The sequence below is a fragment of the Dellaglioa sp. CoH-55-MRSF-7 genome, assembly GCF_056782235.1.
Genome location: NZ_JBXAYI010000002.1, coordinates 346,441 through 362,829, shown reverse-complemented (window position 1 = coordinate 362,829; position 16,389 = coordinate 346,441). Strand labels below are relative to the sequence as shown.

At 33.7% G+C, this 16,389-nt stretch carries 15 protein-coding genes, 13 tRNA genes, 1 rRNA gene and 1 other annotated feature; of the genes, 26 read left to right on the top strand and 3 right to left on the bottom strand.

The annotated features are described in order from the left end of the window. The 26 genes from rrf to AC1RPU_RS03560 all read left to right on the top strand — a co-directional run. A 5S ribosomal RNA gene (gene rrf / locus AC1RPU_RS03685) occupies positions 1-76 on the top strand; the annotation flags it as partial. 17 nt (positions 77-93) lie between these two features. After that, positions 94-166, top strand: a tRNA-Asn gene (locus tag AC1RPU_RS03680). Between the two features lie 17 nt (positions 167-183). Further along, positions 184-272, top strand: a tRNA-Ser gene (locus AC1RPU_RS03675). Between the two features lie 9 nt (positions 273-281). Beyond that, positions 282-353, top strand: a tRNA-Glu gene (locus AC1RPU_RS03670). 22 nt (positions 354-375) lie between these two features. Continuing rightward, positions 376-448: transfer RNA gene (locus tag AC1RPU_RS03665), tRNA-Val, on the top strand. 5 nt (positions 449-453) lie between these two features. After that, positions 454-526, top strand: a tRNA-Asp gene (locus tag AC1RPU_RS03660). Between the two features lie 6 nt (positions 527-532). Next, positions 533-605 (top strand) — tRNA-Phe (locus AC1RPU_RS03655). 17 nt (positions 606-622) lie between these two features. Beyond that, positions 623-693, top strand: a tRNA-Gly gene (locus AC1RPU_RS03650). A gap of 11 nt (positions 694-704) precedes the next feature. Further along, positions 705-779 (top strand) — tRNA-Ile (locus AC1RPU_RS03645). 12 nt (positions 780-791) lie between these two features. Continuing rightward, positions 792-879 (top strand) — tRNA-Ser (locus AC1RPU_RS03640). A 13-nt stretch (positions 880-892) separates the two neighbouring features. Then, positions 893-964: transfer RNA gene (locus AC1RPU_RS03635), tRNA-Glu, on the top strand. Between the two features lie 12 nt (positions 965-976). Continuing rightward, positions 977-1,050: transfer RNA gene (locus tag AC1RPU_RS03630), tRNA-Met, on the top strand. Between the two features lie 2 nt (positions 1,051-1,052). Beyond that, a tRNA-Asp gene (locus AC1RPU_RS03625) sits at positions 1,053-1,125 on the top strand. A 76-nt stretch (positions 1,126-1,201) separates the two neighbouring features. Beyond that, positions 1,202-2,389: a methionine adenosyltransferase gene (metK, locus tag AC1RPU_RS03620; RefSeq protein WP_481761151.1), complete on the top strand. Its 1,188-nt coding sequence runs from the start codon at positions 1,202-1,204 to the stop codon at positions 2,387-2,389. Between the two features lie 63 nt (positions 2,390-2,452). Then, complete coding sequence (locus tag AC1RPU_RS03615) at positions 2,453-3,916, top strand: MDR family MFS transporter (RefSeq protein WP_481761152.1); 1,464 nt, start codon at positions 2,453-2,455, stop codon at positions 3,914-3,916. A gap of 28 nt (positions 3,917-3,944) precedes the next feature. Continuing rightward, positions 3,945-4,150: a binding site (T-box leader), on the top strand. A 56-nt stretch (positions 4,151-4,206) separates the two neighbouring features. Continuing rightward, on the top strand, positions 4,207-6,621 hold the full coding sequence (gene leuS / locus AC1RPU_RS03610) for a leucine--tRNA ligase (protein WP_481761153.1): 2,415 nt from the start codon (positions 4,207-4,209) through the stop codon (positions 6,619-6,621). A 154-nt stretch (positions 6,622-6,775) separates the two neighbouring features. Beyond that, on the top strand, positions 6,776-8,425 hold the full coding sequence (locus AC1RPU_RS03605; RefSeq protein ID WP_481761154.1) for a putative polysaccharide biosynthesis protein: 1,650 nt from the start codon (positions 6,776-6,778) through the stop codon (positions 8,423-8,425). A gap of 13 nt (positions 8,426-8,438) precedes the next feature. Then, entirely contained in the window at positions 8,439-9,152 is a 714-nt protein-coding gene (locus AC1RPU_RS03600) for a pseudouridine synthase (protein WP_481761155.1), read from the top strand. 169 nt (positions 9,153-9,321) lie between these two features. Beyond that, positions 9,322-10,719: a dipeptidase PepV gene (pepV, locus tag AC1RPU_RS03595; protein ID WP_481761156.1), complete on the top strand. Its 1,398-nt coding sequence runs from the start codon at positions 9,322-9,324 to the stop codon at positions 10,717-10,719. Positions 10,720-11,155: 436 nt separating this feature from the next. After that, positions 11,156-11,926, top strand: coding sequence for an ATP-binding cassette domain-containing protein (locus AC1RPU_RS03590; RefSeq protein ID WP_481761157.1), 771 nt, complete (start codon positions 11,156-11,158; stop codon positions 11,924-11,926). Between the two features lie 137 nt (positions 11,927-12,063). Further along, the gene (locus AC1RPU_RS03585) at positions 12,064-12,744 is read left to right on the top strand and encodes a hypothetical protein (RefSeq protein WP_481761158.1); all 681 of its coding nucleotides are present in this window, start codon (positions 12,064-12,066) and stop codon (positions 12,742-12,744) included. Positions 12,745-12,895: 151 nt separating this feature from the next. Beyond that, positions 12,896-13,405, top strand: a complete 510-nt coding sequence (locus AC1RPU_RS03580) for a hypothetical protein (RefSeq protein WP_481761159.1) — start codon at positions 12,896-12,898, stop codon at positions 13,403-13,405. Continuing rightward, positions 13,378-13,746, top strand: coding sequence for a hypothetical protein (locus tag AC1RPU_RS03575; protein ID WP_481761160.1), 369 nt, complete (start codon positions 13,378-13,380; stop codon positions 13,744-13,746). The genes AC1RPU_RS03580 and AC1RPU_RS03575 overlap by 28 nt, the downstream gene beginning before the upstream one ends. 110 nt (positions 13,747-13,856) lie before the next feature. Further along, on the top strand, positions 13,857-14,015 hold the full coding sequence (locus AC1RPU_RS03570) for a hypothetical protein (RefSeq protein WP_481761161.1): 159 nt from the start codon (positions 13,857-13,859) through the stop codon (positions 14,013-14,015). Further along, positions 14,015-14,209, top strand: a complete 195-nt coding sequence (locus AC1RPU_RS03565; RefSeq protein WP_481761162.1) for a hypothetical protein — start codon at positions 14,015-14,017, stop codon at positions 14,207-14,209. The genes AC1RPU_RS03570 and AC1RPU_RS03565 overlap by 1 nt, the downstream gene beginning before the upstream one ends. A gap of 330 nt (positions 14,210-14,539) precedes the next feature. Beyond that, positions 14,540-14,788: a hypothetical protein gene (locus AC1RPU_RS03560; protein ID WP_481761163.1), complete on the top strand. Its 249-nt coding sequence runs from the start codon at positions 14,540-14,542 to the stop codon at positions 14,786-14,788. Between the two features lie 822 nt (positions 14,789-15,610). On the opposite strand, the gene AC1RPU_RS03555 is transcribed toward AC1RPU_RS03560, so the two are convergent. From AC1RPU_RS03555 to AC1RPU_RS03545, 3 genes are all read right to left on the bottom strand, one after another. After that, positions 15,611-15,694: transfer RNA gene (locus tag AC1RPU_RS03555), tRNA-Leu, on the bottom strand. An 8-nt stretch (positions 15,695-15,702) separates the two neighbouring features. After that, positions 15,703-15,981, bottom strand: coding sequence for a hypothetical protein (locus AC1RPU_RS03550; RefSeq protein WP_409022736.1), 279 nt, complete (start codon positions 15,979-15,981; stop codon positions 15,703-15,705). A gap of 103 nt (positions 15,982-16,084) precedes the next feature. Beyond that, entirely contained in the window at positions 16,085-16,333 is a 249-nt protein-coding gene (locus tag AC1RPU_RS03545; protein ID WP_057973335.1) for a hypothetical protein, read from the bottom strand. Positions 16,334-16,389: the final 56 nt, after the last annotated feature.

The window sequence follows — 16,389 nt, the reverse complement described above, 5'->3', positions numbered from 1 at the left end:
CGAACACAGAAGTTAAGCTTCTTAGCGCCAAGAGTAGTTGGGGGTCGCCCCCTGCGAGGGTAGGACGTTGCCATGCTTTTTTTATTATTTTATTCCGGCATAGCTCAGTTGGTAGAGCGCTTGACTGTTAATCAAGATGTCGCAGGTTCGAGTCCTACTGCCGGAGTTTTTATTTTGTAATGTGGAGAATTGTCTGAGTTGGTCTAAGGAGCATGATTGGAAATCATGTAAACGGGTTTCCTGTTTCAAGGGTTCGAATCCCTTATTCTCCGTTGCAAATTGACCCGTTGGTCAAGTGGTTAAGACACCGCCCTTTCACGGCGGTAACATGGGTTCAAATCCCGTACGGGTCATATAAAGTAAATAGTGTATGTTGGAGGTTTAGCTCAGTTGGGAGAGCGTCTGCCTTACAAGCAGAGGGTCACAGGTTCAAGCCCTGTAACCTCCATCGAAGGTCCTATGGTATAGGGGTTATTACGTCCGCCTGTCACGCGGAAGATCACCGGTTCAAATCCGGTTAGGACCGTTTAATGGCTCAGTAGCTCAGTTGGTAGAGCAATGGATTGAAGCTCCATGTGTCGGCAGTTCGATTCTGTCCTGCGCCATTTATTTATAATATTTTGCGGGTGTAGTTTAGTGGTAAAACCACAGCCTTCCAAGCTGTTGTCGCGAGTTCGATTCTCGTCACCCGCTTTTATGATTTTGGGCCTATAGCTCAGCTGGTTTAGAGCGCACGCCTGATAAGCGTGAGGTCGATGGTTCGAGTCCATTTAGGCCCATCAATAATTTATGGAGAAGTACTCAAGTGGCTGAAGAGGCGCCCCTGCTAAGGGTGTAGGTCGTGAAAATGGCGCGAGGGTTCGAATCCCTCCTTCTCCGTTTTTCGTGTTATGACCCGTTGGTCAAGTGGTTAAGACACCGCCCTTTCACGGCGGTAACATGGGTTCAAATCCCGTACGGGTCAGTTTAATATTATCGCGGGATGGAGCAGTCTGGTAGCTCGTCGGGCTCATAACCCGAAGGTCGTAGGTTCAAATCCTGCTCCCGCAATTGGTCCTATGGTATAGGGGTTATTACGTCCGCCTGTCACGCGGAAGATCACCGGTTCAAATCCGGTTAGGACCGTCACAGGTATTATTGGAACCTAAACTTTTATAGTTGAGGTTCTTTTTTTAATTTTATTTACTTTAAGGAGATAAAAATGACTGAAAAACATCTATTCACGTCAGAATCGGTATCAGAGGGTCATCCGGATAAGGTTGCAGATCAAATAAGTGATGCAATATTAGATGCACTTTTAGAAAAGGATCCTAATGCTAGGGTTGCTTGCGAAACAACTGTAACAACTGGTTTAGTTCTTGTAGTTGGTGAAATATCAACAAATGCCTACGTTGATATTCAGCAGGTAGTAAGACGAACTATTAAGGAAATTGGATATATTAATTCACAAGTTGGTTTTGATGGTGATAATTGTGCTGTTATGGTTGCTATAGATGAACAATCTCCTGATATTGCATTAGGTGTTGATACATCTTTAGAAACTAAAAACGGTGATTTAGATCCTTTAGATCAGATTGGTGCAGGTGATCAAGGATTAATGTTCGGATATGCGGTAGACGAAACACCGGAACTCATGCCATTACCGATTTCAATTAGTCACAAATTAATGCAACGTGTTGCAAGTTTACGAAAAAATAAGGAATTAGAATACTTAAGACCTGATGCTAAGGCACAGGTAACTGTTGAATATAATGATAAAGGTCAACCATTTAGAATTGACACTGTTGTTATTTCTACACAACATGATGAAAAAACGGAATTGAAACAAATTCAAGATGATATGATTGAAAAAGTAATTAAAGTTATTATTGACCCTGATTTGTTGGATTCAGATACAAAGTATTATATTAATCCAACCGGACGATTTGTTATCGGTGGTCCAAAGGGTGATGCTGGACTTACTGGAAGAAAAATAATTGTTGATACATATGGTGGATATGCACATCATGGTGGAGGTGCTTTCTCCGGTAAAGATGCAACAAAAGTTGATCGTTCAGCTAGTTATGCTGCTCGCTATATTGCAAAAAATATAGTTGCAGCTAAAATTGCATCACAGGTTGAGGTTCAACTTGCGTATGCAATTGGGGTTGCTCAACCTGTATCAATTAATATTAATACATTTGGTACATCTAAATATGACGAATTGGATTTAGTTCAAGCTGTTCGTAAAATTTTTGATTTACGGCCTGCAGGAATTATTGAAATGTTAGACTTACGTCGCCCAATATATAAACAGACAGCAGCATATGGTCATTTTGGTCGTACAGATATTGACTTACCTTGGGAAAAAACAGATAAGATTAAAAGTTTACTTAACGAATTAAATTAAAATAAAAAATGACTTTATTAAATATCATTTTAATAGAGTCATTTTTTATTTAGGAGGTACTTTATGAATTCAAAAACAAATGTAAAATTAGTTACAATTGCTATATTTGTAGCAACATTTTTAACAGCCGTTGAAGGAACAATTGTTTCAACAGCTATGCCAACTATTGTTGGTGAACTTCATGGTGTTTCATTAATGAATTGGGTTTTTTCAATATATTTATTAACTAATGCCATGATGACACCAATATACGGTAAGCTCGCAGATGTTTTAGGACGTAAACCAGTATTTATTTTTGGTCTTGTCATATTTTTGGTTGGTTCAACTCTCTGTGGATTTTCTAATAGTATGGCCACATTAATTATTTCGCGGGCTATTCAAGGTATCGGGGCGGGTGCTATAATGCCAGTGTCATTTACTATAATTGCTGATATTTATTCTGTGGACAAACGTGCTAAAATAATGGGATTAAACGGATCTGCTTGGGGTATAGCGTCAATAGTTGCACCATTGTTAGGTGGTTTCATTGTTGATCATCTTAATTGGCACTGGGTATTTTTCATTAATTTACCTATTGGGTTAGTGACGATAGCAATGATACAAATTTTTTTCAAAGAAAAGCGAAGAATTATGAGTTCAAAAATAGATTTTTTAGGCAGTATATTATTAATGCTTAGTATTTTATCTATTTTATATAGTTTTCAACGTTGGGGCGATGATGGTATAGACCTGATTGTTTTAATTTCTTTCTTTATATTTATTATGTCGCTTTTATTATTTATTCAATGGGAAAAAAGAGTTGAAGATCCAATTATTTCATTGAAACTTTTTAATAATAGAACATTTGTGATTCAAAATGTAGTAGCAGCATTAATATCTGGATTTTTAATTGGATTTGAAGTTTATATACCAACATGGACTCAAGGAATATTAGGATTAAAAGCATCAATGGCAGGATTTGCAGTAACACCCAGTTCCATCTTATGGATAGCTGGTTCCTTTTTTGCTGGAAGTATGATGGCAGCTTGGACACCAAAAAAAGTTTTATCGATTAGTCTATTTTTTATTTTAGTGGGTGCCATTGCACTAGGTACTTTGCCTATAAATACACCTTTTTATCTTTTCTTTATCATTTCGGCTGTACTAGGGATTGGATTTGGGATTACCATTACAACTACGACAGTTACTGCACAGAGTTTAGTACCACAGGCTGACGTAGGTGTGGCTACATCATTTAATACTTTAAGTCGTACATTAGGACAAACATTAATGATTTCAGTCTTTGGGATCATATTTAATACACAAATGCATAAGGAAATAGTAAAAACACCTGGAACAAAGGACAGCATGATGGATATTTTAATTAATCCGCAAACGGCTAACCAACTACCGCAACATTTAATACCAAAATTACGTGAAGTTTTGTATCAAGGTCTTCATGGGATATATATAGCAGGTATTTTTATTGTAATTCTTGCAATTATTATTAATTTATTCGATAAAAAGACTAAAGATTATTTGCAATAACAGGGTTCGTTTGCTACACTAAAAATAATATAAAACGATTAAGAGGAACTAGTAAAGTAACTAACTATTTCAGCGAGTATATGGGAGTGGAAATATACATAGTTGGTTATTTGAACTCATCCTTGAGTTTTCTCACTGAACGGTAGTAGGTGCGAACGTTATTTCACGTTATGAAAAAGAGTCAGTATTTTATACTGGAATAATAGGTGGTACCGCGGAAAATTCGTCCTATAGAAGTTTATCTTCTATAGGACTTTTTTGTATATATAATCAGAAAGGAAGTAATACACATGGCATATAACCATAAAGAAATCGAACAAAAATGGCAAGCATTTTGGGATGCAAATCAGACATTTAAAACGACTGAAGATCCTGAAAAGAAAAATTATTATGCATTAGATATGTTTCCGTATCCATCCGGGCAAGGACTTCATGTTGGACATCCAGAAGGTTTCACGGCTACAGATATTTTGGCTCGAATGAAGAGAATGCAAGGATTTAATGTCTTACATCCAATGGGATGGGATGCCTTTGGTCTTCCAGCTGAACAGTATGCACTTGATACTGGACATAGCCCTAAAGCATTTACTAAAACGAATACTGATAATTTTAGGCGTCAAATTAAATCCTTGGGACTTTCATATGATTGGAGTCGTGAGTTAAATACGACTGATCCTGATTATTATAAATGGACACAATGGATTTTTGAAAAATTATATGAAAAAGGTTTAGCGTATGAAGATGAAGTTGCCGTTAACTGGAGTCCTGATTTAGGAACTGTTGTTGCTAATGAAGAAGTTATTGATGGTAAAACAGAACGTGGCGGGTACCCAATTGTCAGAAAACCAATGCGCCAATGGGTCTTAAAAATTACTGCTTATGCTGATCGCTTACTTTCAGATTTAGACGATTTAGATTGGCCAGATAGCATCAAAGAGCAACAAAGAAATTGGATTGGAAAATCAACTGGTGCTAGCGTTAACTTTAAAGTCGATCAACATGATGATATAAAAATTGATGTCTTTACGACACGTCCTGAAACTATTTATGGTGTTTCTTATATTATTGTCGCACCAGAATTAGATATAATTGATAAAATTACTATTGATTCTCAAAAGGATGCTGTTAAGGCTTATCAAAAAGAAATAGAAGTTAAGTCAGATTTAGAGAGAACTGATTTAGCTAAAGATAAAACTGGGGTATTTACTGGTTCTTACGCAATAAATCCTGTAAATGGTAAAAAATTACCAATTTGGATTGCTGATTATGTTCTAGCATCGTATGGAACTGGTGCTGTTATGGCAGTACCTGCACATGATGAAAGAGATTTCGAATTTGCAACTAAATATGGATTGGATATTTTACCCGTTATAGAAGGACCTGAAATAACTGATGAAGCAAATACTGAACCTGGTAAATATATTAATTCTGGTTTTTTAAATGGCTTAGTGAAAGCTGATGCTATCGAAAAAGCTATTGCTTGGATGGAAGATAATAACATTGGTGAAAAGAAAACAAATTATAAATTACGTGATTGGTTATTTTCAAGACAACGATATTGGGGTGAACCAATTCCTATTATTCACTGGGAAGATGGCGAAACAACAACAGTCCCTGTAGATCAGTTACCACTTGAATTACCTGAAGCAACGGATATTAAACCCTCTGGAACAGGTGAGAGTCCATTAGCCAACTTAACTGACTGGATTAATGTTGTCGACGAAAATGGGCGTAAAGGTAAACGTGAAACGAATACGATGCCACAATGGGCTGGTAGTTCATGGTACTTTGTTCGTTTTATTGATCCACATAACCCTAATGAAATTGCTGACCATAAAAAGTTAGAAGAATGGTTACCTGTTGACGTTTATGTTGGGGGTGCAGAACATGCTGTGTTACATTTGCTATACGCAAGGTTCTGGCATAAATTCTTGTACGATATTGGCGTTGTACCTACTAAAGAGCCGTTCCAAAAGTTAGTTAATCAAGGGATGATTTTGGGCGATAATCATGAAAAAATGTCTAAGTCTAAAGGTAACGTGGTTAATCCAGATGATATCGTTGAACGTTTTGGTGCGGATACTTTGCGCCTTTATGAAATGTTTATGGGTCCATTAGATGCCTCAATTGCTTGGAGCGAAGATGGGTTAAATGGTTCGCATAAATTTATTGAACGTATTTGGCGTTTAATTATGGATGAAGATAATCAAATTAGCGCAGCTATTGTTGATAAAAATGATGGTGAACTTGATAAGATTTATAATCAAACAGTAAAAAAAGTAACTGAAGATTACGAAGCACTTCATTTTAATACAGCTATTTCACAATTGATGATTTTTGTTAATGAAGCTTTTAAAGTTAAATCGTTAGCTAAAGAACAAGTTGAAGGATTTATTCAATTGATTGCACCAATAGCGCCACACATGGCTGAAGAAGTTTGGTCGTTGTTAGGAAATAAGGAATCAATTAGTTATGCTGCATGGCCAATATTTGATGAAAGTAAACTTGTTGAAAATACAGTTGAAATTGTCTTACAAGTAAATGGTAAAGTGCGTCAACATAGCGTGGTTTCAAAAGATGCAACTAAAGATGAATTAGAAAAAATGGCTTTAAATGATGACAAAATTAAAGAAGAACTTGAAGGTAAAACAATTCGAAAAGTAATTGCTGTCCCTGGTAAGTTAGTTAATATTGTCGCAAATTAAAGCTTTAATTTAAGTAAACGGGGACTACAAAATTATCGATATTTTGTGGTTCCTATTTATTTTTGGTTAAAATTCAAAAAATAAATTGCAACTGAATTTTAAAAGCTATAAAATGGTAAGATTAAGTATGATCAGAAAGTAGGGTACAAAAGTAATGGATGAAGATATCGAAGTAGAGGGCCAAGCAGCTTCTGAACAAAATGACGCTAAACAAAAGATGTTGCAAGGATCAGCTTGGATGACTGCTGGTAGTATTTTTTCAAGAGTTTTAGGGGCAATTTATATTATTCCATGGAATATGTGGTTGGGACCAGATAGATTACAAGCTAATGCACTTTATAGTATGGGTTATAACGTTTACAGTTTCTTCTTAATGATTGCTGTTGCTGGTGTTCCTTCAGCCGTAGCTAAGCAGGTTGCGCATTACAATGCACAAAATGAATATGGTATTGGAAGACGCCTATTTAAATATGGGATGGCTTTAATGGCGATTATGGGTGTAGTCTGTGCAGTAATATTATGGATTATCGCACCATACATTACAAGTGGTGATAAGAATGTGATTCCAGTCTTTAGATCCTTATCTTGGGCATTATTGATTATTCCTATGATGAGTTTAATACGAGGCTTTTTTCAAGGCTATCAGGAAATGGCTCCGTCAGCAATTTCACAGTTCTTTGAACAAATTGCTCGAGTTATTTATATGCTTGCCGCAACTTTTATCATCATGAAAATTAGTCATGGTAGTTATATTACAGGTGTAACGCAGTCAACTTTTGCGGCTTTTATTGGGGCCTTAGGCGGAATGCTAGTTTTAGTATGGTATTTTTATCGTCGAAAACCAGAATTGGATCGATTAGTTGCCAATAGTGATAATAAGTTAACAATTTCTACCAAACAAATTATTAAAGAAGTTATCAGGGAATCTATTCCTTTTATTATTATTGGCGCTGCCATTACGATTTTTGGATTGATTGATCAGTATACCTTCTTTGGTATTATGAGCCATGTTACAAACTACTCACGAACGATTCAAAATGAACTGTGGGCATTATTTAGTTTTAATGCTAATAAATTAGTTATGATTATTATTTCTATTGCGTCTGCCATGTCTATTACAGCTATTCCGTTATTATCTGAGGCATATACAAGAAATGATAAAAAGGCTTTGAGTGAACAAACTTCTGACACCTTACAATTGTTCTTTTTCGTAATGTTACCTTGTGCCTTAGGGATGGCAGCTGTTGCTCACCCACTATATGTTGTTTTCTATGGGTATGATCCAGTTGGAATCTATGTTTTACAATTTTCAGCGTATGAATCAATCTTCTTAGGATTATTCACAGTTGTTTCTGCTATTTTACAAGGTGTTTATCAAAATAAAAAAGCAATTATATATTTTGTCGTTGGAGTGGTAGTTAAATTAATTGTTCAATATCCATTAGTAGCTTGGTTAGGTGCCTTTGGGCCATTAGCAGCTACAGGGATCGGGATGGGCGTAAGTTCATGGCTAATGATTCGCTCATTACACAAAATGTTCCATTTAAATGTAAAATTAATACAAACAAGATTAAATAAAATGATGCTTTATGCACTAATAACATTTTTTACCGCATTTATAGTAGTAAAAATTGCTTATCTATTTTTACCAATAGACAGCCGAATTAGTGCAATTATCACAATTATTGCTGCCGCTGGATTAGGTGGCTACATATATATTTACTTCAGTTTAAAAACAAGATTAGCCGACAAAATATTGGGCGAACGGGTTGCTGGATTACGCCGTAGATTGAGAATTAAGTGAGGTTTAATTTAAAATGAGAATTGATAAATTTTTGACGGAAACGCAATTTGGTACAAGAAGTGATGTTCGAAAAATTATTAAACAGAAGAAAGTGATTGTTGATGGCGAGTTAATCACTAGCATTAAACTTCAGGTTAGTCCATCAAAATCGGTTATTCAGGTAGATGGTGATGTAATTCACTATCAAAAATATTATTATTATCTTTTAAATAAACCAGCAGGTGTGTTAACGGCAACTAAAGATAGGAAACAAAAGACAGTGATGGATTTGTTCAATAGCGTCGATTATCGGGATGATTTATTTCCAGTTGGACGGTTGGATAAGGATACAACTGGACTATTGCTTATTACAAATGATGGACAATTAGGTCATCAGATGTTGTCACCAAAACATCATATCGATAAAGTGTACTTTGCTAAAGTTGATGGGCAAGTGACTACTGACGATGTGATTAAATTTGAAACCGGATTGCTATTAAAAGATGGGATGCAAACTAAACCTGCAAAATTAATTGTTGAATCTTATAATAGTGATTCAAATATCTCAGAAGTTTTAATTACGATTACTGAAGGTAAGTATCATCAAATCAAACGAATGTTTGGAGCTATCGGTATGAAAGTTATCAGACTTGAACGTAAAAAAATGGCTACTTTAGAGTTAGAACCAACGCTATCGTTAGGCCGCTATCGTGCTTTAACAGATGAAGAAATTGAATCAATCAAATAGAAAATTGTTGGCGTAACTAGCCAGCAATTTTTTATTATTTTATTTGTTTTTGATGTTCCTTTATTGAGTAGTAAGGTCTATCAATATATCTAACTGAATACGCTTTTAAATACCGATTATTAAAATTTTGTGATAAAATGGGCTTACTAATATTTTAGGAGGAATTCAAATGAGTATAGATTGGAAAGCAGAAGTTGAAAAGCGTCAAGACGCCTTATTAGAAGATTTATTTGCAATGTTAAAAATTGAAAGTGTTCGTGATGAATCAATTGCAACAACTGAAGCACCTTTAGGTCCAGGACCTAAAGCTGGGTTAGATAAATTCTTAGAAATTGGAACGCGTGATGGTTTTGAAACATTAAACCTTGATGGTTTAGCCGGACATATCGAATTTGGTGAGGGGGATGAAACGTTAGGTATTTTAGCTCACGTTGACGTTATGCCTGCTGGTAACGGTTGGGATACTGATCCATTCACACCAGTCGTGAAAGATGGTCGAATTTATGCTCGCGGTGCCTCAGATGATAAAGGACCAGGAATGGCTGCATATTATGGTTTAAAAATCATTCAAGAATTAGGATTACCAGTTTCTAAAAAAGTTCGATTTATTATTGGAACGGATGAAGAAAGTGGTTGGAGAGGAATGACTCATTACCTTGAAAATATGCCTGAACCTGATTTTGGATTTTCACCAGATGCATTTTTCCCAATCATTAATGGTGAAAAGGGAAATATTACTTACTTCTTAAACTTTAAAGGATCAAATGGAGATAAGGATCAATTGCTTGAATTTGATGCTGGCCTCCGTGAAAATATGGTTCCTCGCGATGCTAAAGCTGTTATTAAAACAGAAGACGGCGCTGAGATGGAAGAAGTATTTAACGATTTTATTGCTGCTAATATTGTTACAGGTAAAATGGAACGCAATAATGATATTGTGACTATCTCGATGGTAGGAAAAGCAGCCCATGCACAAGAACCTAAAAATGGAGAAAATGCCGGAACTTTCTTGGCATTATTCTTGAACCAATTTAATTTTGGTGGGGATGCTGCTAACTATCTTCGTTTGGCTGCTGATTACTTACACAGAGATTCACGTATGAACAACTTTAGTATTGCCTTCACTGATGATATCATGGGCGATTTAACGATGAATTCTGGAATTTTCACATTTAAAGCTGATAAAGGTGGACAAATTGCCTTGAATTTCCGCTTCCCTAAAGGTATGACGGAAGTAGATATTAAACGTGGTCTTGAAAATGTAACAAATGAAATGAATGTTGTAATTGAAGCAGGTAGGTTACAAGGACCTCATTACGTTTCACCAGAAGATCCTTTGGTTAAAACATTATTAGGTGTTTATACGAAACAAACTGGCGAAAAAGCTGAAGGTTTAGTCGTTGGTGGTGGGACGTATGGTCGTCTCCTAAAACGTGGTGTTGCTTTTGGTGCAATGTTCCCAGGTGTACCTGATACAATGCATCAGGCCAATGAATTTATTCCTTTAGATGACGTGCTGAAAGCTGCTGCCATATATGCTGAAGGAATATACGAATTGATCAAGTAAATAATTAATTTTATATACTTGTATGATACTAATATACATTTAGGATGGCTTTTTTTAAAAGATTTATCATCTTTAAAGTATCGTTAATATGTAATCATTTGTAAAAAATAATGTAACCTATACCCCTAATGTTGAAAAACGTTAGGGGTATTTTTATGATTAAATTTCCACTTTAATACAAAATTTAAACCGTTTAAACATAGTTAATGGGAACTAAATTGAAGACGTAAGTTAGTAAACAGTATGGTATCAGTAGAAGCGTATTTTCAGTCTTCGTCACAATATTTGAATTAAAACTTCAAAATATTATGTAAGCGATTAACATGGTGTTATAATAATTCTGGTTCAAAGTTTGTTTTTAGTTTACTATGTATCAGATTATATTCAATTTGTTCGTGGATAGAATGAAAAATAGTCACTTTTATGAGGTGGTCAAATGAAGTTAGTAGTAGATAATGTATCAAGAGGAAGTATTCTAAAAGACGTTTCTTTTTATCTCAATCAAGGAGATAAAATTGCTCTCGTTGGTTTAAATGGATCAGGAAAAACAACCATTCTGAATATTATGATGGAGTTATTAATGCCATCAACGGGGAAAATAATTAAAACTAATGTTAAATTAGCGACTGTTTTTCAAAACAATGTTCTTGATGATGATTTGACCGTTATTCAAAACTTACGTTTCAGAATTAAAAATAAAGAAAAAATAAAAAGTATTCAGGAAAAAATGAAAAACTTGAACATCAATGAGTCCTTAAAGTATTCTAGCTTATCTGGTGGGCAGAAACGTATTGTTAATTATTTAAGAGCGATTGCTGTAGAGCCGAATTGCTTACTATTAGATGAAATGTCAGCTGGAATTGATGTTGATATACGTCAATTAATTTGGAATGATCTTGATGAGTATTTAAAAGAGAATAATTGTGGTGTGTTATTTACTACTCATCTATTAAGCGAATTAGAAAATGCCAATAAAATTATTTTCGTATCAAATGGAACTGTTAAATATTTTGGAGAAATGGTTACATTTATGAATAAAATTTCAAAAGTTAAATTAATTTTGAATAAAACTGAAGATGATAGGTATTTTAATACGTCTGCAGAAGCAGTGAGATTTATTGAAGATAATCATTTGATAAATGAAAACTTTGAAATAAGAAAGGCAACCTATACTGACTTATTTAAAAATATGGAGGAAGGAATTTAAGGATGAATAAACAGTTTATTCAAAGAAACATTCTAATTTTCATAAAAGATAAAGTTGGTATCTTTTTTTCATTTTTAGGTATGGTTATAAGTCTTGTAATTTATATATTTTTTCTTCGCTCTAATTTAGTCGATTCTTTGGCTGGAATTAATCATAGTGAACAGTTTATTGATACATGGATGATTTCTGGGTTGATTTCTATTGTCTCAATGACTAGTACACTAATCGCATTTGGTCAAAAACTGGAAGATAAAAAGAATAAGAGATTAGATGATTTTATTGTTAACAGTCAAATAAAAAGTAGTACAATTAATCAATTGTATACTTTGACGTCAGTCATGGAAGGTATTGTGTCGACATTTATTTTCTCATTAATATGTTATGCGTATCTATCTCTAACTTATCATTATAATGCTTATAATGTAACATTTTTTGTAGTATTTCTATTTAATGTTTTACTAATTGTATTTTCAAGTTTACTGTTTTCATTGGTGACAGATTTTTTAAATACTACGTCTAGTTTTTCATCATTGTCAGCAATTGTTGGTACTATGTCCGGTTTTCTTTCAGGAACTTATATTGTTTATGGGGATCTTCCAGCTTTTATGCAGCATACTTTAAAATTGTGGCCTGGTTATCAAATCGCAGCTATTGCACGCTATGAAAGTATTAAAAATATCAGGATAGGAAATAACTCTATTTTGTTCTCGTCACTAGGAATTAGTTCTGATTTTTTGCAAGCTATACTTATAACGATTATATTTGGAATACTACTAATAATTATTTCAATATTTACAAATGTTTATCATAAAGATTGATTTTAATTTGAAAAAAAGAACCTTATGTTACCTATATGTTAATATCAGTTCTGCTAATTTCAAAGAGTTGATTATAAAGAAAATTAATAAATAGAGGATGAAAACAAATCAAAAAGAGATACTCGAGGGTGGCGATTAAAATATTCGTTCAATGCAACGAAATTTAAATAAAAATTATACAGCTTATTTTGGTATTCTACCTAGCGATGGTATTTATGGAACGAGAAACATATGTTTACACGCTAAAAGAAACAAAATAAATAATTTCTATGTTTCAAATATGTCAACGGGATGGAGTGGAAACTTAGGGTTCCCAATGCCTGAGGGTTGGGACTTTGATCAATTTACTGAATATACGCATGGTGGAGTTGATATTGATCAAGTCTCTTCATCAGGTAAGGATTTAGGCTGTAAGAATTTTGATGTATCGGAGGATATATCTGTAAATAAGGTGACACATCGATTTATTAAATCAGTGCAAATGTTAAATTCTTTTAAAGATATAACATTTGAAATGGGAAAAACATATGGTCCTACGGTTCTTCCAGGGATAGATGCATGGCTTACAGTTAAAGATAGTTGGAGTGTAGAGACAGGAAATTCATCTTCTCCATTTACCATTCACAATGGTAAATGGAGAGTTCTTTTCAAAATGATATAGCTGATATAATGAAGATTAAATATGGTGTTATTAATTATTTAGATACCATGGGAATAGTTAATCGTATTGCGGGTAATCTCCAAAACGGGATGTTAATAATGGGAGTTGCAACAAGGGCAGAAGAACCTTGGCAAATTGGTATGAAGATAACGTATAATGAATCATATACAGAGGGTGATGAAAGTAATAAAATATCAGATACGATTGAAATTTATTATAAGCAACCAGTGGTTAGTCCCATATATCCCGAAGTTTCGTATAATTATGTTTATGATATAGTTAGTGGATTGGAAATTGTCGGAGCATGGATTGTTATTGGTCAGCGGTTATCATGGCTGTAGCGTTTGTTGCTTCTATACCAGAATTATTAGTAGCAGCTCCAGCAGTTGCTGCTTTTGGACTTTTGGTTGATACATTGCCACAAGAATAAAGAATATAGGAGATAATATAGATGGCAATTCCAGCAATGCTAACGGTGTTATTATTTGTGTTTATGATGAATTTATATCTTACTCTTTCTATAGTAAGGATAAAAAAGTCAATAAATAATGGTAATAAAAAGATTGAGAAAGAAAAAGATAGATTAAAAGAATTTAGAGGAGATAAATAATGAGCGAGCCTAATTTATTTATTATTTTATTTGTATTATTTTTAATCTTTATCGTACAATTTGTATATTTTTTAAATATTAAAAATAAATTGCTTGAATTATCGTATGAAATAACTAAAATTAGGGAAGAATTACTAAACATAACAATTGTTAAAGTTTTGAATTTAGAAAAAAAATTAAAAGATAAAGAATAAATGTATGATAAAAAACAAGGTATTCAGATATATTTCTGATCCCCTTGTTTTTTATCTAAAGTAGGTAGACAACAAACTGAATAGTTTAGTGTCTATACTGAGTATGTAGTATAATTACTACGATAAGTTAGTCTTAAAACTTAGACATTAAACAACTACATAAATAAAGCGTAGATATGAATGTGTATCAACGTTATTTAATATATTTTTGAAGGAAAGATAGAAACTGGAATGAGAAAAGCATTAGTTAAACATTTACATTTTAATGATACAGTTGCTTATTGGACAGCACATACGATTGTTTTTATTTACCTGTAAGGAGATGAACTAATGCAAATACAACCTATTTTTTGGGCAATTATCGCGATATTAATAACAGTTTTCTTTCCTTCACGCCAATGGTTAGAACGACATCATTTAGATTATTTTATTCTTGTTACGTACGTAATAATATTAATAGTAATGGTTGTAGCCATACCTTATAGAAAAAGTACTGGCTTGAATGAGATTTATATTGTGAGTGCTTTTATCATCTATGAACTAGGCTATTTATTTATATATAAAAGATTAAAAAAATAAATTAACGTGAGAAAAAATTGTAGAAGAACATTTCTACAATTTTTTATTTGATTAGATAATTTAAAAAGCAAACTCTTTAATAATTAAGGAGTTTGCTTTTTTGTTAAACAGAGTGTATTAAATCAGGTATTGATCTACCATATTTTATTAGCTTGGTATAAATATCAGGGTCTGTATGAGGTAGGTCTTTCCTGTCTGTATATATATAATTACCGAACGGGTCTGTATAGACGATACAATATACACAGTGCCTAGACATGCCCATATCAGGTAACGGATAGCTCATCGTTATTGGTTCACTTGCTAAGGCGAGAATCCTAGGGGTACCAAAATCATTGTGGTTTTTAAAAAACTGCTTAAAATCAGGTAACACGACAGAACTTTCATTCATAGTAGGAATGATGATAACATCATGAATAACATAATTTGAATAGTTTGTAATGGTTACCTGAGGTATCCCTGTTTCAGTAGAGTAAGAACTAGCAGATGCCGTAATACGCGATGATATTTGAATAATATTTTTTTGCCTTTCATATTGTTCTTGACGCTTACTTATTTTATTGCTGTTGTGAGAAAGAAATAGCACTAAATATTGCGGCGGAGGCAGCAAAAATGGCTGGTAAAGTCGCAACGAAAGATTGTAAATAAGTCATAGTATTTTTTCTCCTTTTTAAATAGTATATGAAACATATTCATTTTATTAATTAAAAAATCCAACTCGTAAATAAATACGAATTGGATCAATATATACGGTAAATTAGATGTTAACCACACAAAAACCACATAAAAGTTGGTTAAACGATGGTATATCAATGATAACAATGCGCCTGACAGGAATCGAACCTGCACTTGGAAACCCAAACAGCGATCTGAACGCTGCGCGTCTGCCAGTTCCGCCACAAGCGCAAAATAAATTACTTTGAAAACTCAATAACAGTACCGTAGCCATGTAAAACTAAGAATCTTGGGGCAATCGTTACACGAACAGTTTGTGGTTCGAAATGAACGTTAATAATCCCGTCGCCACCTTTATTAATTGCGCGTTCTGCTAGTTCTGCTTGGACACGATCATATAAGGTATCAAAATCATCTACACGATCAATTTCATCGGCTTCTAGTACAATCTTGGCTGTCGCATTAACGATGCCTTTAATAGCATAAGAACGGTTAACATCTCCGGTTGTTAAGAACATATAAATCACTCCTTGAGTAATAGTTTAAGATAAAAATGCTAGATTGACAAGGATTAAAAAAACTAGCCTCAAGAGTTAGTCTCAACTAGGCTAGTTTTGTAGGTTACATGAAGATACGGTAGTTACGTTTATTAATTGAAATTAATTCTTTAGCCTTACTCTTTGAACTGAATTTAAGTAAATTTTTGATTAAACGTTCTAATTTTTCGTCATCTTTAGAAACTTTTTCAAAAATATCATTGTCAATCTTTATTGTTAGATCTTCCTTTTTGCTTGGAACCTTAAATGTTTTAGAAGTTTCATCGCTTGTGATGAAGTTTTTCTCAAGATCTGCTAATAAATTTTTGCTCATATGTTTTCTTCCTCCAGTTTCTTACTATATTAATCATAACACCTAGATGACTAAAA